22 protein-coding genes are annotated in these 19,246 nt (G+C 62.0%); 14 read left to right on the plus strand and 8 right to left on the minus strand.

Annotation, left to right across the window (positions count from 1 at the left end; all coding sequences use genetic code 11):
• Positions 1 to 182: 182 nt before the first annotated feature.
• The 3 genes from AC1M7R_RS04765 to AC1M7R_RS04775 all read left to right on the plus strand — a co-directional run bounded on the left by AC1M7R_RS04765 (position 183) and on the right by AC1M7R_RS04775 (position 1,905).
• Entirely contained in the window at positions 183 to 326 is a 144-nt protein-coding gene (locus AC1M7R_RS04765; protein ID WP_490610270.1) for a hypothetical protein, read from the plus strand.
• A 47-nt stretch (positions 327 to 373) separates the two neighbouring features.
• Positions 374 to 622 (plus strand): hypothetical protein, encoded by a 249-nt coding sequence (locus AC1M7R_RS04770; RefSeq protein ID WP_072394935.1) that lies wholly within the window; start codon positions 374 to 376, stop codon positions 620 to 622.
• Between the two features lie 83 nt (positions 623 to 705).
• Positions 706 to 1,905, plus strand: a complete 1,200-nt coding sequence (locus tag AC1M7R_RS04775) for an MFS transporter (RefSeq protein ID WP_072394937.1) — start codon at positions 706 to 708, stop codon at positions 1,903 to 1,905.
• Positions 1,906 to 1,926: 21 nt separating this feature from the next.
• On the opposite strand, the gene arfB is transcribed toward AC1M7R_RS04775, so the two are convergent.
• Positions 1,927 to 2,340, minus strand: coding sequence for an alternative ribosome rescue aminoacyl-tRNA hydrolase ArfB (gene arfB, locus AC1M7R_RS04780; RefSeq protein ID WP_072394939.1), 414 nt, complete (start codon positions 2,338 to 2,340; stop codon positions 1,927 to 1,929).
• 159 nt (positions 2,341 to 2,499) lie between these two features.
• Positions 2,500 to 3,915 carry an amino acid permease gene (locus tag AC1M7R_RS04785; RefSeq protein WP_072394941.1) on the minus strand — a complete coding sequence of 472 codons (1,416 nt, stop codon included), beginning with the start codon at positions 3,913 to 3,915 and terminating at the stop codon, positions 2,500 to 2,502.
• A 938-nt stretch (positions 3,916 to 4,853) separates the two neighbouring features.
• On the opposite strand from AC1M7R_RS04785, the gene AC1M7R_RS04790 reads away from it, so the two are divergent.
• Together AC1M7R_RS04790 and AC1M7R_RS04795 are read left to right on the plus strand one after the other, a co-directional pair.
• Positions 4,854 to 4,991 (plus strand): hypothetical protein, encoded by a 138-nt coding sequence (locus tag AC1M7R_RS04790; RefSeq protein WP_003178782.1) that lies wholly within the window; start codon positions 4,854 to 4,856, stop codon positions 4,989 to 4,991.
• A 90-nt stretch (positions 4,992 to 5,081) separates the two neighbouring features.
• Positions 5,082 to 6,047: a CgnE/CgnB domain-containing protein gene (locus AC1M7R_RS04795; RefSeq protein WP_072394945.1), complete on the plus strand. Its 966-nt coding sequence runs from the start codon at positions 5,082 to 5,084 to the stop codon at positions 6,045 to 6,047.
• An 83-nt stretch (positions 6,048 to 6,130) separates the two neighbouring features.
• Here the strand turns inward: AC1M7R_RS04795 and rluB are convergent, their stop codons facing one another.
• The 6 genes from rluB to AC1M7R_RS04825 form a co-directional block, all read right to left on the minus strand.
• On the minus strand, positions 6,131 to 7,345 hold the full coding sequence (gene rluB / locus AC1M7R_RS04800; RefSeq protein ID WP_072394947.1) for a 23S rRNA pseudouridine(2605) synthase RluB: 1,215 nt from the start codon (positions 7,343 to 7,345) through the stop codon (positions 6,131 to 6,133).
• A gap of 143 nt (positions 7,346 to 7,488) precedes the next feature.
• Positions 7,489 to 7,680 (minus strand): DUF1289 domain-containing protein, encoded by a 192-nt coding sequence (locus tag AC1M7R_RS04805; RefSeq protein ID WP_072394949.1) that lies wholly within the window; start codon positions 7,678 to 7,680, stop codon positions 7,489 to 7,491.
• A gap of 45 nt (positions 7,681 to 7,725) precedes the next feature.
• A complete protein-coding gene (scpB, locus tag AC1M7R_RS04810) occupies positions 7,726 to 8,661 on the minus strand; it encodes an SMC-Scp complex subunit ScpB (RefSeq protein ID WP_072394951.1) in 936 nt (311 codons plus the stop codon).
• A gap of 11 nt (positions 8,662 to 8,672) precedes the next feature.
• A complete protein-coding gene (locus tag AC1M7R_RS04815; protein ID WP_072394953.1) occupies positions 8,673 to 9,503 on the minus strand; it encodes a segregation and condensation protein A in 831 nt (276 codons plus the stop codon).
• Positions 9,504 to 10,133 (minus strand): L-threonylcarbamoyladenylate synthase, encoded by a 630-nt coding sequence (locus tag AC1M7R_RS04820; protein ID WP_072395442.1) that lies wholly within the window; start codon positions 10,131 to 10,133, stop codon positions 9,504 to 9,506.
• 13 nt (positions 10,134 to 10,146) lie between these two features.
• Positions 10,147 to 11,004: a PHP domain-containing protein gene (locus tag AC1M7R_RS04825; RefSeq protein ID WP_072394955.1), complete on the minus strand. Its 858-nt coding sequence runs from the start codon at positions 11,002 to 11,004 to the stop codon at positions 10,147 to 10,149.
• Positions 11,005 to 11,091: 87 nt separating this feature from the next.
• Between AC1M7R_RS04825 and AC1M7R_RS04830 the strand changes: the two genes are divergently transcribed.
• The 9 genes from AC1M7R_RS04830 to AC1M7R_RS04870 all read left to right on the plus strand — a co-directional run bounded on the left by AC1M7R_RS04830 (position 11,092) and on the right by AC1M7R_RS04870 (position 19,240).
• Positions 11,092 to 11,688 carry a septation protein A gene (locus AC1M7R_RS04830; protein ID WP_072394957.1) on the plus strand — a complete coding sequence of 199 codons (597 nt, stop codon included), beginning with the start codon at positions 11,092 to 11,094 and terminating at the stop codon, positions 11,686 to 11,688.
• 1 nt (position 11,689) lies between these two features.
• Complete coding sequence (locus AC1M7R_RS04835; protein ID WP_072394959.1) at positions 11,690 to 11,989, plus strand: YciI family protein; 300 nt, start codon at positions 11,690 to 11,692, stop codon at positions 11,987 to 11,989.
• A 211-nt stretch (positions 11,990 to 12,200) separates the two neighbouring features.
• Complete coding sequence (locus AC1M7R_RS04840) at positions 12,201 to 12,611, plus strand: SH3 domain-containing protein (RefSeq protein WP_072394962.1); 411 nt, start codon at positions 12,201 to 12,203, stop codon at positions 12,609 to 12,611.
• A 7-nt stretch (positions 12,612 to 12,618) separates the two neighbouring features.
• Positions 12,619 to 13,296 carry a response regulator transcription factor gene (locus tag AC1M7R_RS04845; protein WP_072394964.1) on the plus strand — a complete coding sequence of 226 codons (678 nt, stop codon included), beginning with the start codon at positions 12,619 to 12,621 and terminating at the stop codon, positions 13,294 to 13,296.
• A gap of 326 nt (positions 13,297 to 13,622) precedes the next feature.
• Positions 13,623 to 14,057: a Spy/CpxP family protein refolding chaperone gene (locus tag AC1M7R_RS04850; RefSeq protein ID WP_072394966.1), complete on the plus strand. Its 435-nt coding sequence runs from the start codon at positions 13,623 to 13,625 to the stop codon at positions 14,055 to 14,057.
• A 66-nt stretch (positions 14,058 to 14,123) separates the two neighbouring features.
• A complete protein-coding gene (locus AC1M7R_RS04855) occupies positions 14,124 to 15,464 on the plus strand; it encodes a sensor histidine kinase (protein ID WP_072394967.1) in 1,341 nt (446 codons plus the stop codon).
• Between the two features lie 153 nt (positions 15,465 to 15,617).
• Positions 15,618 to 17,045 (plus strand): di-heme oxidoreductase family protein, encoded by a 1,428-nt coding sequence (locus AC1M7R_RS04860; protein WP_072394968.1) that lies wholly within the window; start codon positions 15,618 to 15,620, stop codon positions 17,043 to 17,045.
• A gap of 30 nt (positions 17,046 to 17,075) precedes the next feature.
• Positions 17,076 to 18,140, plus strand: a complete 1,065-nt coding sequence (locus AC1M7R_RS04865; RefSeq protein WP_072394969.1) for an imelysin family protein — start codon at positions 17,076 to 17,078, stop codon at positions 18,138 to 18,140.
• Positions 18,141 to 18,142: 2 nt separating this feature from the next.
• Entirely contained in the window at positions 18,143 to 19,240 is a 1,098-nt protein-coding gene (locus AC1M7R_RS04870; RefSeq protein ID WP_072394970.1) for a DUF1513 domain-containing protein, read from the plus strand.
• Positions 19,241 to 19,246: the final 6 nt, after the last annotated feature.

The raw sequence follows: 19,246 nt of genomic DNA on the forward strand, positions 1-19,246 counted from the left end.
TCACCGTTCATCCGATTGTTGGAGCCTGACGGCGGGCTTGCATAGGCCTGTCTGGACAAGCCCTTTTGTCGGCCGAACGGGATTTAAAAGTCTTTTTGTCATTTCTCCTGCTGTATCCTGCCCAAGCTTTGAAAAAGCGCGGATCTACCCGATCTGTCAACAGACTTTGCGAGGAGCGCGATATGCACGAGATTCCCAATCTCCCCTTCCCAAGCCTGCACGAAACTGAGCAGACGACCACGCGACAAGCTGGGGGGCAACCTGACGCCCGCCAACCCGAGCCCAAAGAAGCCGCCGAACGCCGCCAGGCCGACAGCGAAAACTGATTCACACTGATCCAGCCGCAACACCAGACCGTGTGGAAAACGCTAAGATGCGTTTTCCACACTGCCTGAACCCGAGTCCCGCCATGACCGACGACACATCTACCTTCAGCGAAGCCCAGGCCAGCGTACTGATCGGCACCGCCGAGAAAATGGTCGATGTCTGGACACGCCTTTCCCCCGAGAAACAGGCTGCGCTGCTGGCGCGTTTCGGTAGCGAGGAAAATGCCATCGCCGCCCTGGTGACCACGCAACTGGTAGCCGGGAAAGACGACGACGGATCGGCGAGGGGCAAATAGTTCTACTTTTTCACGCCTGGATACCACGTCCGCCGTTATCATAAGCAGCCTATCTATTTCGCTGTTCCGTGGACCCTTTCCCCATGTCAGATTCCCAGCGCCCCCTGGCGGTCACGCTGCAAGTCGTTTCCATCGTCCTGTTCACCTTCATTGGCTACCTGAACATCGGCATTCCCCTGGCCGTGCTGCCCGGTTTCGTCCACGGTGAGCTGGGGTTCGGCGCGGTCATCGCCGGGCTGGTGATCAGCGTCCAGTACCTGGCGACACTCCTCAGCCGTCCTTACGCCGGTCGAATCATCGACAACCTCGGCAGCAAGCGCGCCGTCATGTTCGGCCTTGCCGGGTGCGGGCTGAGCGGTGTATTCATGCTGGTATCCGCCTGGACCCATGAGTTGCCGACCCTGAGCCTGATCAGCCTGCTCATCGGGCGCCTGGTGCTGGGGAGCGCGGAAAGCCTGGTAGGTTCGGGCTCGATTGGCTGGGGCATCGGCCGGGTCGGCGCGGCGAATACCGCCAAGGTGATTTCCTGGAACGGCATCGCCAGCTACGGCGCGCTGGCGATTGGCGCCCCGCTGGGGGTGTGGTTGGTCAAGTCCCTGGGCCTCTGGAGCATGGGCGTCAGCATCATCCTGCTGGCGGTGCTGGGGGTGGCATTGGCCTGGCCGAAAACCGCCGCGCCCATCGTCGCTGGCGAACGGCTGCCCTTCATGCATGTGCTGGGACGCGTCCTGCCGCATGGTAGCGGCCTGGCCTTGGGCTCCATCGGCTTTGGCACCATCGCAACGTTCATCACGCTGTATTACGCGACGCAACATTGGGATAACGCAGTGTTGTGCCTGAGCCTGTTCGGCGCCTGCTTCATCGGGGCACGCTTGCTGTTCGGCAACCTGATCAACCGTCTGGGCGGTTTCCGCGTGGCGATTGCCTGCCTGTCGGTGGAGACCCTGGGCCTGCTGCTGTTGTGGCTGGCACCCGATGCCCATTGGGCATTGTCGGGCGCGGCGTTGAGCGGTTTCGGCTTTTCCCTGGTATTTCCGGCCCTGGGGGTGGAAGCGGTCAACCTGGTACCGGCTTCCAGCCGCGGCGCGGCGGTGGGTGCCTATTCGCTGTTCATCGATTTATCGCTGGGGATCACCGGACCGTTGGCTGGGGCCATTGCCGCGGGTTTTGGCTTTGCCTCGATCTTTCTGTTCGCTGCGTTGGCGGCCCTGGGCGGGCTGGCATTGAGCATCTATCTGTACCGGCAGGCGCCGAGGTATCGCGAGGAACGGGAGCGAATCTAGTGGGCTACCTCTAGTATCCCATTAGAAGTCCACCTTACCGCGCCCGGCCTTGATCGAGCCGCGACGGGTCTTGGATTCCAGGCGACGGGTCTTGGAGCCCAGGGTCGGTTTGGTCGGGCGACGCTTCTTCTCCACCTTGATGGCACCGAGAATCAGTTCGGTCAGGCGCGCCAGGGCGTCAGCCCGGTTCTGTTCCTGCGTGCGGTACTGCTGGGCCTTGATGACCAGCACACCGTCGCCGGTAATGCGGCTGTCGCGCAGGGCCAGCAACCGTTCCTTGTAGAACTCGGGCAAGGACGAGGCCGGAATGTCGAAGCGCAAGTGCACGGCGCTGGACACCTTGTTGACGTTCTGCCCGCCGGCGCCCTGGGCACGGATGGCCGTCAATTCGATCTCGGCGTCCGGAATGTGCACTGTGTTGGAAATCACCAGCATGGGAAAGGGTCCGGTATCAGGACGCTCAGGATACCCCGAATACCCCAGACAACGCCTAACCCTGTGGGAGCGAGCTTGCTGGCGATTGCAGTGTGTCAGTCACCCTTGATATTGCTGACCCACCATCGCGAGCGAGTTCGCTCCCACAGGGTTTCGTGCTTACTTGGCAGGCGCCACGACCAATTCCTGCCTGGCACTGCGCTTGTTCTTGACCAGGTAGCAGACCCACATGAACGCCACCCACACCGGAATCGCATAGACCGAGATCTGGATACCGGGGATCAGCAACATCACGCCCAGGATGAACACCACGAACGCCAGGCAGATGTAGTTGCCGTAGGGATACCACAGCGCCTTGAACAGCGGTGTCTGGCGGGCCTGGTTCATGTGCTGGCGGAACTTGAAATGCGAGTAGCTGATCATCGCCCAGTTGATCACCAGGGTCGCGACCACCAGGGACATCAGCAACTCCAGCGCGTGTTGCGGAATCAGGTAGTTGAGCAACACCGCCACCAGGGTCACCGCCGCCGAGGCAAGGATCGAGCGCACCGGCACGCCACGCTTGTCGATCTTGGCCAGCATGGCAGGCGCGTCTCCCTGCTCGGCCATGCCCAGCAGCATGCGGCTGTTGCAATAGGTGCCACTGTTGTACACCGACAACGCGGCGGTCAGCACCACGAAGTTGAGGATGTGCGCCGCGGTGTTGCTGCCCAGCATCGAGAACACCTGTACGAACGGACTGCCGCTGTAGGCATCGCCGGAGGCGTTGAGGGTGGTCAACAGGCTGTCCCAGGGGGTCAGGGACAACAGCACCACCAGGGCACCGATATAGAAAATCAGGATCCGGTAGATCACCTGGTTGATGGCCTTGGGAATCACGGTCTTCGGTTTGTCGGCTTCGGCGGCGGTAAAGCCGAGCATTTCCAGGCCACCGAAGGAGAACATGATGATCGCCATCGCCATCACCAGGCCGCTCACGCCGTTGGGGAAGAATCCGCCATGGCTCCACAGGTTGGTCAGCGAGGCTTGCGGCCCGCCATGACCGCTCACCAGCAGGTAGCTGCCCAGGGCAATCATGCCGACAATCGCCACGACCTTGATGATGGCGAACCAGAATTCGGCCTCGCCGAAGACTTTGACGTTAGCCAGGTTGATGGCGTTGATCAGGATGAAAAATGCTGCCGCCGAGGCCCAGGTCGGGATGTCCGGCGCCCAGTAGTGGATGTACTTGCCCACCGCTGTCAGCTCGGACATGCCCACCAGGATATACAGAATCCAGCAGTTCCAGCCCGACAGGAAGCCCGCGAAACCGCCCCAGTACTTATGGGCGAAGTGACTGAAGGAACCGGCTACCGGCTCCTCGACGATCATTTCGCCCAACTGGCGCATGATCATGAATGCGATGAAGCCGCAGATGGCATAGCCCAGGATCATCGACGGGCCGGCCGACTTCAGCACCCCCGCCGATCCGAGGAACAGGCCGGTGCCGATTGCGCCACCGAGGGCGATCAGTTGAATGTGTCGATTTTTCAGGCCGCGTTTCAGCTCGCCTGAATGCGAGTTTTGTCCACTCATGAAAAAGGTCTCACGCAAGGTTTGATGATGTTCGTCAGGACGTTGCCACTCGAATCGGATTTCAAGCGGCGCCGATCAAACCCCAGCGCAGGCACCAGGAATTCAGCGTTCTTACAACGGTCATGCGTCACCTGTTTGTTTTTATCTGTGACGAAATCGAACCCGACACGCTTGTGGCGTGGCGGAGTGAACAAGGCGGATAACCTTGAAGGTGCGTGGGTACGCGAAGGGTCACAGTAAAACGCGGCGCATTGTACACCGCCGACCCCCTGCTGCCAGACACCACCGGATCAGCGTGTCATTTGCCGGGATCGCATGAGGCCGCCTCGAAGATCCCGGGCGGCTGCGAATCAAGGTCCAGGCCCTTGCGAGCCCTCGAAGTGAGCGACGTGGAAACACCACGACGCAAGGGATGGAGTTGAGCTACGGCGTTCATTGCGCCTCCTTCTTGTTATGCACCTGCACGACAGGCATGGAGCGCATCTCACCTTTCCTGTCGTGAGGAAACAAGCACTGGAACCCCTTTTGATCGAGCGCCGTGCGGCTGCCCTGGAATCTTTTTCTTACATGCCTTGAAGGCCGTGTCAGGAGGCGGATGAACGGCGTCTTTTCGTCATTATTTCTTTACAGAGCGTAACGCAGAATTTCCACATGGGAATTTCTTGTAAGACGTCTGCAAATTGACGGTAGGAAGCTTCCTAATTAAAAAACATTTCCAGGTGACTGTTTTTTCAGGGTAAAAAAATCACTGAAAATGGAATAAAAAGTTTATTCACGAAAAATAGAAAAATTTTTTTTGCATTCCAAAAAACCCTCGACTAGGTTTTAGCGACTTGCCAAGGCATCTGCCGGCAAGCCTTTGCGAGGCCACTTCCAGTCAGTTCTCACTCACCGGAACGCTGCGCAAATTTCCGTAAAAGTCATCTAGGAGATTCACTATGCAAGCACTGGACAAGGACTTGGAAACCGAACTGCAACTGGACGAATGGTTTGAAGCGCCAACCCATGAAGCCGCCGTTGAAATGATGCAAGCCGATGCCGTCGTTCCGTTCGGCACGGCGATGTGGCCTCTGTAAGCACGACCCGGCGGAGGTGATCCGGCCGGTCGGCTCCGCCACTTTTTCGGGTTGTCAGGAAGTCAATCAATCTGTCAGGGAAGAATAAGCATGGACACGCAACGAGCCATCTCACATTTCCTTTACTACCTCGAACACCACCCCGCCCTGGCCGGCATCCAGCCCGCCAAGGTGCTACTCGGCCACACCGCTGACTATGAAGCACTGACCGGTGCCATCGCCGAACAGGCAGCAAGCAGCTCGCCTTTGCGGTTCAGCGCCATGCGCCTGGACCTCGAGACCACGGAGCGTGTGTCCAAGGCAATTGCCGAAAGCGACCTCTACATTTTCTTCTATGACTCCTCCACCCTGCCCAACCCGCGCCCCGACGGTCCGGACTTTGTCCGTGCGCTGCAAGGCGTGATGGCGGATAACTGGAGAAAATCGCTGCTGTTCAAGGACTATGGCGATTATTTCTATGACACCTTCAGCGTCATCCCACAACGCATCGCGGGACTCAACAGCCACCTGATCCGGCGCATGTCCCAAGCGACCACGCTGAGTTTCCAGGATGACCACGGCTCGTATTTCGACACTGCCCTGAGCAGCGTGAAAAAATGGACCGACATCAACGGCGTCGGCAACTTCGACCTGGCGCCGGGTGAAATCGCCACCCACAGCGACACCATCAATGGGCAGGTAAAATTTCTCGGCACCTTCCTCAGCACTATTCCGTTCGCGCGCAAGTATGGTGTGCTGCAATCACCGCTGGAGCTGTGGATCGAAGACTCCACCATCCGGAAGATCGCCACCGACGTACCGGGTCTGGAACACGATTTCAACCGGTACCTGGACGCCAATCCGTCCAACCGTCGCATCGAGGAACTGGGCATCGGCACCAACGAAGGGGTCAAGAGCCTCTACGCCCGCAACGCCGGTTTCGAGGAGCGTCATTGCGGCCTGCACCTGGGGCTCGGCGGCGGCGCCAAGGGCAGTCATCACCTGGATCTGATTTTCGAGAGCGGTGTGCTGGCGCTGGACAACGAACCCATGTTCGACGGGCGCTTCGTGTTTTAAGAGAAACGTTGCACGTGGGGCAAAAAAAAAACGCCAACCCAACGGTTGGCGTTTTTTCATGCCGCGTGTGGCTTGGAACGGCCTCACTCCGGTTTGCGACGTCCAAATCCAGGACGCTGGCCGCTGCCGGCCGGGGCGCCACGGCGCTTGCCAGACGGCGTATCGCGATCAACCAGGGTGATACCCGGGCGTTTCTTCGAGGTTGGCTTGGCCGGACGCTTGACGTCAGCCGGACGCTCAGCCACTGGCGTGCCCCGACCTTCGCCACGTTCGGTACGGCCAATGGCCGGACGTGGCGTACGCGGGCCGCGTTCGCCGTCCTGGCGAGGCCCAGGCTTGCGGGCCGGGCGTTCGCCTTCGAGCTGCGGCTCGCGGGGCGCGCGCGGAGCCGTTGCGCCATCGGCCGCAGGGCGCAGGGTGCGCACACGTTCGGTCTTGCCCATCGGACGCGAGGACTTGCGCTGCATCCGCTCCAGCTTGTCCTTGCTCTTGGCGGTCATCTGCGGCATGGCCACAGGCTTGAGGCCCACCTCGGCCGCCAGGATGTCGACTTCCTGCTGGCTCATTTCGCGCCAGCGGCCCATCGGCAGGTCGGAGTTGAGGAACACCGGACCGAAACGCACACGCTTCAGCCGGCTCACCACCAGCCCCTGGGACTCCCACAGACGCCGGACTTCACGGTTACGGCCTTCCATGACCACGCAGTGGTACCAGTGGTTGAAACCTTCACCGCCCGGTGCCTGCTTGATGTCGGTGAAACGCGCCGGGCCGTCTTCCAGCACCACGCCGGCCTTCAGGCGCTCGATCATCTCATCGTCGACTTCACCACGGACCCGCACGGCGTACTCGCGGTCCATCTCGTAGGACGGGTGCATCAGGCGGTTGGCCAGTTCACCGTCGGTGGTGAACATCAGCAAGCCTGTGGTGTTGATGTCCAGGCGACCGATGTTGATCCAGCGGCCTTCCTTTGGGCGCGGCATCTTGTCGAACACGGTCGGACGGCCTTCCGGGTCGTCACGGGTGCAGATCTCGCCGTCGGGCTTGTTGTACATGATCACGCGGCGCACCGTTTCGGCGGCCTCTTCGCGCTTGATCACCTTGCCATCGATGGTGATGGCGTCATGCAAGTCGACGCGCAGGCCCAGGGTGGCCTCCTTGCCGTTGACCTTGATCCGGCCCTGGGTGATCCAGGCTTCCACGTCGCGGCGCGAGCCGACGCCGATACGGGCGAGGACTTTTTGCAGTTTCTCGCCTGCGGGGCCGATTTCCTGGGTGTCGTTCTGGTCTTGGTCTTTCATGCTGGGCACCTCCCGGTGTGTTCCGGTCAGGTCAGGCCTGACGCTTTGAAAACGGGTCGTTCGGCGAAGGGTTCGCCAAAGGGTCGCGAATCATACGCCCGTTCAGGCGTTTGCGCATCACAGACTAGCTGATCGATACACCGTCAACGCTTTTTCCGCCGACCGGTGCTGCCCAACCTGATCAGCCGCAACGCCGCCTCGGCGAGCACGGTGCGCTTGTCGTCCTTGTCGAGTTTCTTCCAGGCCTTGATCTCGCGCTTGCTGCGGCCACAGCCGATGCAGATGTCATCGTCGAACTTGCAGAGGCTGATGCAGGGGTCTTTAGTGGAACTCATGGTCATTTCCTGCTGGCACTGCCGCTCCGACGGGATGCAGCCTGATCAGTCGTCGAGCTGGCGCCGCTCGTTTTCGATCGCTTCGGCCAGCGCGCGGGCTTCGGCCTCTTCTTCACTCAGCTCGGGTTCGGGCTCGCGCGGTTCAAGGGCGGCCACGGCAGCCAGCAGCTTCTCCCGGGCTTCGGCCACGCCAAGGATATCCTGCTCGGGTTCGGCCTGGGGTTCGCTTTCAATGCCAGGCGCCTCCTCTTCCGTTACCGGTGGACCGTCACGCAGCAGGTCATCGAAATCGGTCTTGAGGCCTTCTTCCATTGTGTCCAGTTCCAGCAACAGCGAATGGAAACTGGTTTCTTCCCTGGGCTCCTCCGGTTCGGCGCTGACATCGGCCAGTTCCTGCAGACCTGGAGGCACGGGGGCGTCGTCGAACTCCAGCACTGGTTCGGGCTCCAGCTCACGCAGTTCGGCCAACGGTGGCAGCTCGTCCAGGTTCTTCAGGTTGAAGTGGTCGAGGAATGCCTTGGTAGTGGCGAACATCGCCGGCTTGCCGGGTACATCGCGATAACCCACCACGCGGATCCACTCACGCTCCAGCAACGTCTTGACGATATGGCTGTTCACCGCCACGCCGCGGACATCCTCGATTTCGCCCCGAGTGATCGGCTGGCGATAGGCAATCAACGCCATGGTTTCGAGCATGGCCCGGGAGTAGCGCTGCGGTCGCTCTTCCCACAGGCGTCCGACCCAGGGCGCGAATTTCTCGCGGATCTGCAGGCGGTAGCCGGAAGCCACTTCCTTGAGTTCGAAGGCCCGTCCCTCGCAGGACTTGCCCAACAGCGCCAAGGCTTTCTTGAACACGGCCGGCTCCGGCCGCTCGCCTTCCTCGAAGAGTTCGAACAGGCGCTCCATCGATTGCGGCTTTCCCGAAGCCAACAGGAAAGCTTCAAGCAAGGGCGCCAGTTCACGGGGTTCAGTCAGATTCATCGATTCGCTCGTTATTCGGCTCGTGCCCGCACATGGATCGCGGCGAACGGCTCATTCTGCACCAGCTCGACCAAGGATTCCTTGACCAGTTCCAGGATCGCCATGAAGGTCACCACGACTCCCAAGCGCCCTTCCTCGACGGTGAACAGCTCCACGAACGGCACGAAGCCGCCGCCCTTGAGCCGCTCCAGCACATCGCTCATGCGCTCGCGGGTGGACAACGCTTCGCGGCTGACCTGGTGGCTTTCAAACATATCGCCGCGGCGCAGGACTTCAGCCATGGACATCAGCAGTTCTTCCAGACTCACGTCCGGCAACAATTTGCGCGCCCGCGCTTCTGGCGCATCGAGCTTGGGTACCACCACATCCCGGCCGACCCGGTTCAAGCCATCGAGACCTTCGGCCGCGACCTTGAAACGTTCGTACTCCTGCAAGCGGCGGATCAACTCGGCGCGGGGATCGTCCTCTTCTTCCTCGACCTCGGCCGAGCGTGGCAGCAGCATGCGCGACTTGATCTCCGCGAGCATGGCCGCCATGACCAGGTATTCGGCCGCCAGTTCCAGGCGTACCGACTGCATCAGCTCGACGTAGCCCATGTACTGGCGCGTGATCTCCGCCACCGGAATGTCGAGGATATTGATGTTCTGTTTGCGGATCAGGTAGAGCAGCAGGTCGAGGGGCCCCTCGAAAGCTTCGAGGAATACTTCCAGCGCATCCGGCGGAATGTACAAGTCCAGGGGCATTTCCATGACCGCCTGGCCATAGACCATGGCGAACGGCAGCTCCTGCTGGGCGCCTGCCTGGCTGTCGGTCGTGTCCACCACGGTCTCCACAGCCGACATTCAGGCCTCGACCATGAACGGCGTCGGGTCGCCGCAGCCCACGCGCACCACTTGCGGCTCACCGTCGGCCAGGTTGATCACGGTGGAGGCCTTCATGCCGCCGAAACCGCCGTCGATGATCAGGTCCACCTGATGTTCGAGCACCTGGCGAATTTCATAGGGATCGGTCATCGGCTCGGTCTCGCCGGGCATGATCAGCGTCACGCTCATCAGCGGCTCGCCCAGTTCCGCCAGCAAGGCCAGGGCAATGGGATGGCTCGGCACGCGCAGGCCGATGGTGCGTTTCTTCGGGTGCAACAACAGCCGCGGTACTTCACGGGTGGCGTTGAGGATAAAGGTGTAAGGCCCCGGCAAATGGGCCTTGAGCAGGCGGAAGGTGCCGGTATCGATCTTGGCGAACAGGCCCAGCTGCGACAGATCGCTGCAGATCAACGCGAAATTGTGCTTGTCGTCCAATTGGCGCAGGCGTCTGACCCGCTCCACGGCGTTCTTGTCGCCAATCTGGCAGCCGATGGCGTAGGAAGAGTCGGTGGGATAGACCACCACGCCACCGCTACGAATGATTTCCACCGCCTGCTTGATCAGGCGCGCTTGCGGGTTTTCCGGATGAATCTGGAAAAATTGACTCACGTGTTCTACCTGTTCAGACGGCGACGGGATCATGTTTGAATCTACACCAAAGCGGTGGCAGATCTTCGGGTAGCGGGCGGTACTCGCCTATCTCGGACCAGCCCCCCGGGCCATGGAAATCACTGCCGGCGGTCACCAACAGCCCGAACTCCCGGGCCAGGATCGCCAGGCTGCCGACCTGTTCGGCCGGCTGGTGGCCATTGACCACCTCGATGGCATGGCCCCCTGCTTGAATATAGTCGGCTATCAGGCGGCGGCGTTTGCTACGGGTGAAATCATAATGCCAGGGATGCGCCAGGCTGACCCAGGCACCGGCGGCCCGCAGGGTTTCGACGGTTTCCTCCAGCGTCGGCCAATGTTGCTTGACGTCCCCCAGCTTGCCGGCCCCCAGCCATTTGCGGAAGGCGTCGGCGCGGTCCTTGACGAACCCCTCGCGCACCATCCAGTCGGCGAAGTGCGGCCGGGCCGGTGCGTTGCCGCTGTCCCCCAGCTCCTGCTGGATCTGCCGCGCGCCCTCCAGGGCGCCAGGCATGCCCTTGAGGGCCAGCTTGCGGCCGATCTCTTCGGCACGCAGCCAGCGGCCGTCGCGCAATTGCGCGATGGCACGGACCAGCGACGGTGCGTCGACATCGAAACCATAGCCCAGCACGTGAATGGTCGCCCCACCCCATGTGCAGGACAATTCGACGCCGTTGATCAGTTGCATGCCCAGGGCCGTCGCCGCGCCACGGGCCTCTTCGAGGCCCTCGAGGGTGTCGTGATCGGTCAGGGCCAGGACTCGCACGCCGTGCTCGAACGCCCGCGCCACCAGAACCGCAGGCGCCAGGGCGCCATCGGAGGCCGTGCTATGGCAGTGCAAATCAACATTCACGGGGGTGTGTTACCTCGAATCAGCTGGCCCTATCGCGGCCAAGGATGTTTGTTATTATGCCGCCACATCCTGCTTCTGGCTGCCATTGTGAAACAATTCATCGACTTCATCCCGCTCCTGCTGTTCTTCATCGTCTACAAACTTGATCCCCGGGCCATCGACATTGCCGGTCAGTCATTGACCGTAGGCGGCATCTACAGCGCCACCGCGGTACTGATCATCAGCTCCGTGGTGGTCTATGGAGCGCTGTTCGTGTCCCAGCGCAAACTGGAAAAAAGCCAGTGGCTGACCCTGATCGCCTGCCTGGTTTTCGGCAGCCTGACCCTGGCCTTCCACAGCGAAACCTTCCTCAAGTGGAAAGCACCGGTGGTCAACTGGCTGTTCGCCCTGGCCTTCATCGGCAGCCACTTCATCGGTGATCGCCTGCTGGTCAAGCGCATCATGGGCCACGCCGTGAACCTGCCGGACCTGATCTGGACCCGGCTCAACATCGCCTGGATCGCCTTTTTCCTGTTCTGCGGCGCGGCCAACCTGTTCGTTGCGTTCACGTTCCAGCAATACTGGGTCGACTTCAAGGTATTCGGCAGCCTGGGCATGACGCTGTTGTTCCTGGTCGGCCAAGGTATCTACCTGTCCCGCCATCTGCACGATGCCGACCCCACCACGCCAAAAACTGAGGACTGACATGCTCTACGCAATCATTGCCACCGACGTCGCCAATTCCCTGGAAAAACGCCTGGCCGCCCGCCCTGAGCACCTGGAACGCCTGCAACAGCTCAAGGCCGAAGGTCGTGTCGTGCTGGCCGGCCCGCACCCGGCGGTGGACAGCAACGACCCGGGCGCCGCCGGCTTCACCGGTAGCCTGATCGTGGCCGAGTTCCCTTCCCTGGCCGATGCCCAGGCCTGGGCCGAAGCCGATCCGTTCGTGACCGCCGGCGTCTACGCCAATGTCGTGGTCAAGCCGTTCAAGCAAGTCATGCCGTGACCCTTCGCGCAGTGAGCCTGGTGGCTCATTGCGCTCAATTGCTCATTATTCTCGTTTGCCTGCCGACAACCTGCCCAGGCTTGGGCTTTGTACAAAAAGTGCCTTCGCGACGATCTGGCTGCGTTGATAACGGGCTTGCCTGATCACGCGCTCGGCGACTTTTCGTACAAAGCCTATTCTGTCTAATCTCGACTGGAATTCAGGAGTGGCAATGCGCAAAGGTCCGTTGTGCCTGTTATGGATCACGTTGGCGATCGGGACACCCGCCCACGGGGAAGACCACACCGAGGGCAGTCACTCGACGCCCCTGTCCCTGAGCGCAGGCGGCCAGCTCACCGAACTGCAGCAACGCTTGAAGGACAGCGAGCGAGTACGCGAAGAGCTTACCCAACAATTGCAGAACGCCAACAACGAACGTGAAAGCGCCCTGGTGAGCCGCTTGCGCCAGGAGAACCAGCGCCTGAAGCTGCAACTCAAGGAAGCCCAGGCCAGCCCGCTGCCACGCCTGCTGACCGACCAGCAGCAGTGGTTCGTCATCGGCGCCGGGGTAGCGCTATTGGCCGTACTCTGCGGTATCTTTGCCAGCGGTGGACGTAGACAACGTCGGCAATGGCTAAATTGAGTGATTCATGAGCGAGCTGTTACTGATTGATGATGACCAGGAGCTGTGCGAGCTTCTGGGCAGTTGGCTGGGCCAGGAGGGTTTCCTGGTACGGGCCTGCCATGACGGTCAGAGTGCCCGCAAGGCCCTGGCCGAAACCGCACCGGCGGCGGTGGTACTGGATGTGATGCTGCCCGACGGCAGCGGACTGGAACTGCTCAAGCAATTGCGCAGTGATCATCCCGAGCTGCCGGTGCTGATGCTTTCGGCCCGTGGCGAACCCCTGGACCGTATCCTCGGCCTGGAGCTGGGCGCTGACGATTACCTGGCCAAACCCTGCGATCCGCGGGAACTGACCGCCCGCCTGCGCGCAGTGCTGCGCCGCAGCCACCCCACCGCCGTATCCAGCCAGATCGAACTGGGTGACCTGACGTTCAGTCCGGTACGGGGCGTGGTCAGCATCGATGAACAGGAACAGACGCTTACCGTATCCGAAAGCCGCCTGCTCGAAGCGCTGCTCAAGCAGCCGGGCGAGCCGCTGGACAAACAGGAACTGGCGCAGATTGCCCTGGGCCGCAAGCTGACCCTGTACGACCGCAGCCTCGACATGCACGTGAGCAACCTGCGCAAGAAGATCGGTCCCCACCCTGACGGCCGGCCGCGCATCGTTGCCCTGCGCAGTCGGGGCTATTACTACAGCCTCTGAACACTGCACCGATTCCTTGCCTGGACCGAGGCCATGATGCCTTTGTGGGGAGGGCGTTTTATCCCTGGTGGGGGGCGAAGCGCTCCCAAGGCGTGCCTGCCTTGCGATGTATCGGATAAACACAGGGGGGCCGCTACGCGGCCCGACGGGGATAAATCCCCTCGCCGCAATCATCTGCTTGTCACAGCTTGCGCTTCGACCGTTTTGTAAGCCCGTCACCAGGACCTCTTTACCCAAGCTTTACCCTGCGCTGACCGCCGCTGACCTTGATCTGCGTAATCTGCACTCATCCGGAACTGACCGGGAACGAGACAAGGAGATACACCATGCGCAAGACTCTCATCGCTCTGATGTTCGCAACCGCCCTGCCTACCGTCGCCATGGCCATGCCGGAAGGCGCCGGTCCGATGGGGCCGATGGACGGCCCGCGTCACGGCCAGATGCACGACAAAGGTCCGTACAGCCAACTGGACCTGACCCCCGAACAGCGCCAGCAGATCCGTCGGATCATGGGCGAACAGCGCCACGAACGCCGGGAGCTGGTCGAGAAGTACCTGGCGAAGCTATCGCCGGCCGACCAGAAGGCCATGCAGGATGAAGTGAAGGCTCGCCACGAGAAAGTCGATGCCCAGATCCGCGGCCTGCTCAAACCTGAACAGCAGAAAGAGTTCGACGCGATCCAGAAGAAACAGGCCGAGCGTCGCGCCGAATGGGCTGAGTTCAAGGCCTGGAAAGCGCAACAGCCACAAAAAGCGCAATAATGCGCTGATGCATCCCGGCCCAACGGTTGATGACCGTTGGGCTTTCTTTGTTTTCGAGGATTTACCGTGCGTTCATTGTTCTGGCGCATCCTGGCCAGTTTCTGGCTGGCGATTACCCTGGTGGCAGGGCTTTCGATTCTCATGGGCCACATGCTGAACCAGGACGCCTGGATACTGAGCCGTCATCCGGGCCTCAACACCCTGGCCGAAGAATGGACGCAAACCTACGAAAGCCAGGGCGAAGACGCCGCCCAAGGCATCCTGCAACAACGCAAGCGTCAGTACCATATCGACGTTCAGGTACTCAACGAAAGCGGCGACCCCGTGGTGCGGGGCACCTTTCCACATCGCGCCGCGGCCTTCGAGGCACGTCAGAACAACGATGACCGCCGCCTGCCCTGGCGGCGACTGACCGATGAGTTCACCAGCAGCAAGACCGGCGACACGTACCTGTTCATCTATCGCATCCCCCACCCCGAGCTGGATGCCTGGCATCGCGGCAGCCTGCTGTGGCCGCTGAGCGCCCTGGGAATCGCGCTGGTGGTGCTGACCTTGTTCAGCCTGCTGGTGACCCTTTCCATCACTCGCCCGTTGAGTCGCCTGCGCGGTGCCGTGCATGACCTGGGGCAGACGACCTATCAGCAGAACAGTCTCGCCAAACTGGCCAATCGCCGGGACGAATTCGGGGTACTGGCGACAGACTTCAACCGCATGGGCGCACGCTTGCAAAGCCTGATCGGCAGTCAGCGCCAATTGCTGCGGGATGTCTCTCACGAGCTGCGCTCGCCCCTGGCCCGGCTGCGCATTGCGCTGGCTCTGGCCGAGCGGGCGGCTCCCCAGGAGCGGGAAAACCTGTGGCCGCGCCTGACACGCGAATGCGACCGCCTGGAAGCGCTGATCAGCGAAATCCTGGTATTGGCCCGGGTCGATGCCGATAACGCCAGCGCCGAAGAGGTAGACCTTGACGGCCTGCTGGTTGCCCTGCAAAAGGACGCGCAACTGGCCTCACCGGAACAAACGGTCCAACTGGACATTGAGCCGAACCTGACCCTCAAGGGCTGGCCGACCATGATCGAACGGGCCGTGGACAACCTGCTGCGCAACGCCCAGCGCTTCAACCCGCCCGGGCAACCGATCGAGATGCGCGCGGTGCGCCAAGGGGAGCGGATCCTGATCAGCGTGCGTGACCATGGCCCTGGGGTGGAAGCCGAACACCTGGGGCAATTGGGCGAGCCGTTCTACCGCGCGCCGGGCCAGACCGCCGCCGGCCATGGCCTGGGCCTTGCCATCGCCCGCCGCGCCGCCGAACGCCATGGTGGTGCGCTGGTGCTGGCCAATCACCCCGAGGGCGGGTTCATCGCCAGCCTTGAATTGCCGTTGGTGCCGGGCGCGGTTGTCCAACCGTGACCTGGCAAGGATTCCAGCGAATCCGTGGCCGCGCAGTGTGCTCTCGTCGGGCGAGGCTGTTCGCCATCAGAGCAAACGATAATTCCTCTTATTCAAACCGCCCCGCCCTGTTAGACTTTGCGCCCTCTTTTCACCTATCTCCCAGGTCGCCCGATGCTGTCGTTGCCTCTTCGTCTATGTGCACTGTTCATGGCCTTGGGCCTGAGTGCCTGCGACGACGCCCCGCGCTTTACCCAGGCCGAACCGGGTGAAGCCCGATCCGGTGGCGCGGCGACGGTACGCAAGGCCGATCAGAATGCCTTCTCGCTGCCTTCGGCCAACCTGCCACCCTCGCGGCGCGTGGATTTCAGTGTCGGCAACAGTTTCTTCCGCAGCCCCTGGGTGATCGCGCCGTCCACCACCACTGCCCGGGATGGTCTTGGGCCATTGTTCAACACCAACGCCTGCCAGAACTGCCACATCAAGGATGGTCGCGGCCATCCGCCGGAACCCGGCGCGACCAGTGCGGTATCGATGCTGGTGCGCCTGTCGATACCCGACGCACCGCCGTACGCCAAGGTCATCGAACAACTGGGTGTGGTGCCCGAGCCCGTCTACGGCGGGCAACTGCAGGACATGTCCGTGCCAGGTGTCGTCCCGGAAGGCAAGGTACGGGTCGATTACTCCGCCGTTCCTGTGCGCTTCGAAGATGGCACCGTCGTGGAGTTGCGCAAGCCTGAGTTGCGGATCACCCAGCTCGGTTATGGACCGATGCATCCCGACACGCGCTTTTCCGCCCGCGTCGCTCCACCGATGATCGGCCTGGGGCTGCTGGAGGCCATTCCCGACGCTGCGATCCTGGCGAATGCCGAGGCCCAGGCGCGGGAAAGCAACGGCATCGCCGGGCGACCGAACCAGGTCTGGGACGATGCCCAGCACAAAACCGTCATGGGGCGCTTCGGCTGGAAGGCCGGCCAGCCCAACCTGAACCAACAGAACGTTCATGCCTTTTCCGGCGATATGGGCCTGACGACAAGCCTGCGCCCGTTCGACGATTGCACCCAGGCCCAGGTCGATTGCAAACGCGCTCCCAGTGGCAATGGCCCGGACGGCGAGCCGGAAGTCAGCGACAACATCCTGCGGCTGGTGCTGTTCTATAGCCGCAACCTCGCCGTGCCAGCCCGTCGCGATGTCGACTCGCCCCAGGTGCTGGCCGGCAAGAACCTGTTTTTCCAGGCCGGCTGCCAATCGTGTCACACACCGCAGTACACCACCTCCGCCAGCGCGGCCGAACCGGAGCTGGCAAACCAGGTCATCCGGCCCTACACCGACCTGCTGCTGCACGACATGGGCGAAGGGCTGGCCGACAACCGCAGCGAATTCAAGGCCAGTGGCCGTGACTGGCGCACTGCGCCGCTGTGGGGCATCGGCCTGACCGAAACTGTCAACGGCCACACCCAGTTCTTGCACGACGGTCGCGCCCGCAACCTGCTCGAAGCCGTGCTTTGGCATGGCGGCGAAGCACAAGCGGCGCAGCGCCAGGTCCTGGCGTTCAATGCCGAGCAGCGCGCCGCGTTGCTGGCGTTCCTGAATTCTCTTTAAACGCATTTTCCGAAAAACGGGAGCCCGACAATGTTCCGTCCCAAGCTGTTGTTCACCAGCCTCGCCGCCCTCGCCCTCGGTGCCTGCTCGCCACAGGATCCACAGGCGCTCACCTCGGCGGCTATCGCCAAGCAAGTGATCCTGCCGACCTACAGCCGCTGGGTCGATGCCGACCGACAACTGGCAGCCAGCGCCCTGGCGTTCTGCCAGGGCAAGGAAAACCTGGAGACCGCTCGCGCCGATTTCCTCAAGGCACAAAAGGCCTGGGCCGAACTCCAGCCGCTGCTGATCGGCCCGTTGGCCGAGGGCAACCGCGCCTGGCAGGTGCAGTTCTGGCCGGACAAGAAGAACCTGGTAGGCCGTCAGGTCGAGCAACTGGTCAACAGCCAGCCGCAGATCGACGCTGCCGGCCTGGCCAAGTCCAGCGTCGTGGTCCAGGGCCTGTCGGCCTACGAATACCTGCTGTTCGACGCCCGGATCGACATGGCCGACAGCGCGCAGAAAGCCAAGTATTGCCCGCTGCTGATGGCCATTGGCGAACGCCAGAAACAACTCGCCGAAGAGATCCTGTCGCGCTGGAACACCAACGACGGCATGCTCGCCCAGATGAGCAAGTTCCCCAACCAGCGCTACGCCGACTCCCATGAGGCCATTGCCGACCTGCTACGTGTCCAGGTCACCGCCCTGGACACCCTGAAGAAAAAACTCGGCACCCCGATGGGCCGTCAGAGCAAGGGCGTCCCACAACCTTTCCAGGCCGATGCCTGGCGCAGCCAATCCTCGTTGCAAGGCCTGGAGGCCAGCCTGAGTGCTGCCCGGACCGTCTGGGAAGGCGTGGATAACAAAGGCCTGCGCGGCTTGCTGCCAAGCGACCAGAAACCGCTGGCCGACAAGATCGACGCCGCCTATGACGCTTCGCTGAAACTGTTCGCCAGCAGCCAGCGTTCGCTGACCGAAATGCTCGGCGACGACGCCGGTCGCCAGCAACTCAACGATCTGTACGACAGCCTCAATGTCGTCCATCGCCTGCACGAAGGTGAACTGGCCAAGGCGCTGGGCATCCAACTGGGCTTCAACGCCAACGACGGTGACTGATCATGTTTCGACGTCAGGCTCTGGCGCTGGGCAGCTTGCTGCTCGGTGCCGTTACCCTGGGCGGCTGGACGCTGTTCAAGCAAAAGGACAAGAGTCCGCTACTGCTGTCGGCACGAGACGATGGTGACGGCAAGCACTATGCCGTCGGCTACCGACTGGATGGCACGCAAGTATTCGCCACCCGGGTCGGGCAACGCTGCCATGACATCGTCAACCATCCGACACGGCCCATCGCCCTGTTCGTCGCCCGGCGTCCGGGCACCGAAAGCTATCTGATCGACCTGCGCGACGGAGCCTTGCTGCAGACGATCGCTTCGTTGCCGAACCGACATTTCTATGGTCACGCGGTGATCCATGGCAGCGGCGAATGGCTGTACGCCACCGAGAACGACACCAGCGATCCGGGACGCGGCCTGCTGGGCATGTACCGTTTCGACGGCGAGCGCCTGGTGCACAGCGGCGAGATTTCCACCCATGGCATCGGCCCGCACCAGGTGTCGTGGCTGCCCGACGGCGAGACCCTGGTGGTGGCCAATGGCGGCATCCGCACCGAGGCCGAGAGCCGGGTAGAGATGAACCTCGACGCCATGGAGCCGAGCCTGGTCCTGATGCGGCGCGATGGCACGCTGCTGAGCAAGGAAACCCTCGCCCAACCGATGAACAGCGTGCGCCACCTGGGCATAGCCAGCGATGGCACCATCGTGTCCGGCCAGCAGTTCATGGGCGATCCTCACGAATCCTCAGAGCTGCTGGCAATCAAGCGCCCGGGCCAGCCATTCAAGGCGTTCCCGGTGGCCGACCACCAGTTGCAGGCGATGGGGCACTACACCGCCAGTGTCGCCGTGCACAGCGAGCTGCGCCTGGTGGCCCTGACGGCGCCGCGGGGCAATCGCTTTTTCATCTGGGACCTGGACAGCGGCGAAGTGCGCCTGGACGCGCCTCTTCCAGACTGCGCCGGCGTGGGTGCGGTGGCCGACGGTTTCGTCGTGACCTCGGGTCAAGGCCGATGCCGCTATTACGATTGCCGCCAGCCACAACTGGTTGCAAAACCGCTGGACCTGCCAGCGGGGCTCTGGGACAACCATTTGCACCTGGTGTGATCGAAG

Source organism: Pseudomonas sp. MS01C9, assembly GCF_058202755.1.

Coding starts and splice junctions, on each gene's coding strand:
- AC1M7R_RS04765 (WP_490610270.1), top strand. CDS start 183: ATGCACGAGATTCCCAATCTCCCCTTCCCAAGCCTGCACGAAACTGAG.
- AC1M7R_RS04770 (WP_072394935.1), top strand. CDS start 374: ATGCGTTTTCCACACTGCCTGAACCCGAGTCCCGCCATGACCGACGAC.
- scpB (WP_072394951.1), bottom strand. CDS start 8,661: ATGAATCTGACTGAACCCCGTGAACTGGCGCCCTTGCTTGAAGCTTTC.
- AC1M7R_RS04785 (WP_072394941.1), bottom strand. CDS start 3,915: ATGAGTGGACAAAACTCGCATTCAGGCGAGCTGAAACGCGGCCTGAAA.
- AC1M7R_RS04865 (WP_072394969.1), top strand. CDS start 17,076: ATGTTCCGTCCCAAGCTGTTGTTCACCAGCCTCGCCGCCCTCGCCCTC.
- AC1M7R_RS04845 (WP_072394964.1), top strand. CDS start 12,619: ATGAGCGAGCTGTTACTGATTGATGATGACCAGGAGCTGTGCGAGCTT.
- AC1M7R_RS04870 (WP_072394970.1), top strand. CDS start 18,143: ATGTTTCGACGTCAGGCTCTGGCGCTGGGCAGCTTGCTGCTCGGTGCC.
- AC1M7R_RS04790 (WP_003178782.1), top strand. CDS start 4,854: ATGCAAGCACTGGACAAGGACTTGGAAACCGAACTGCAACTGGACGAA.
- AC1M7R_RS04805 (WP_072394949.1), bottom strand. CDS start 7,680: ATGAGTTCCACTAAAGACCCCTGCATCAGCCTCTGCAAGTTCGACGAT.
- AC1M7R_RS04835 (WP_072394959.1), top strand. CDS start 11,690: ATGCTCTACGCAATCATTGCCACCGACGTCGCCAATTCCCTGGAAAAA.
- AC1M7R_RS04860 (WP_072394968.1), top strand. CDS start 15,618: ATGCTGTCGTTGCCTCTTCGTCTATGTGCACTGTTCATGGCCTTGGGC.
- AC1M7R_RS04850 (WP_072394966.1), top strand. CDS start 13,623: ATGCGCAAGACTCTCATCGCTCTGATGTTCGCAACCGCCCTGCCTACC.
- rluB (WP_072394947.1), bottom strand. CDS start 7,345: ATGAAAGACCAAGACCAGAACGACACCCAGGAAATCGGCCCCGCAGGC.
- AC1M7R_RS04840 (WP_072394962.1), top strand. CDS start 12,201: ATGCGCAAAGGTCCGTTGTGCCTGTTATGGATCACGTTGGCGATCGGG.
- AC1M7R_RS04795 (WP_072394945.1), top strand. CDS start 5,082: ATGGACACGCAACGAGCCATCTCACATTTCCTTTACTACCTCGAACAC.
- arfB (WP_072394939.1), bottom strand. CDS start 2,340: ATGCTGGTGATTTCCAACACAGTGCACATTCCGGACGCCGAGATCGAA.
- AC1M7R_RS04775 (WP_072394937.1), top strand. CDS start 706: ATGTCAGATTCCCAGCGCCCCCTGGCGGTCACGCTGCAAGTCGTTTCC.
- AC1M7R_RS04815 (WP_072394953.1), bottom strand. CDS start 9,503: ATGTCGGCTGTGGAGACCGTGGTGGACACGACCGACAGCCAGGCAGGC.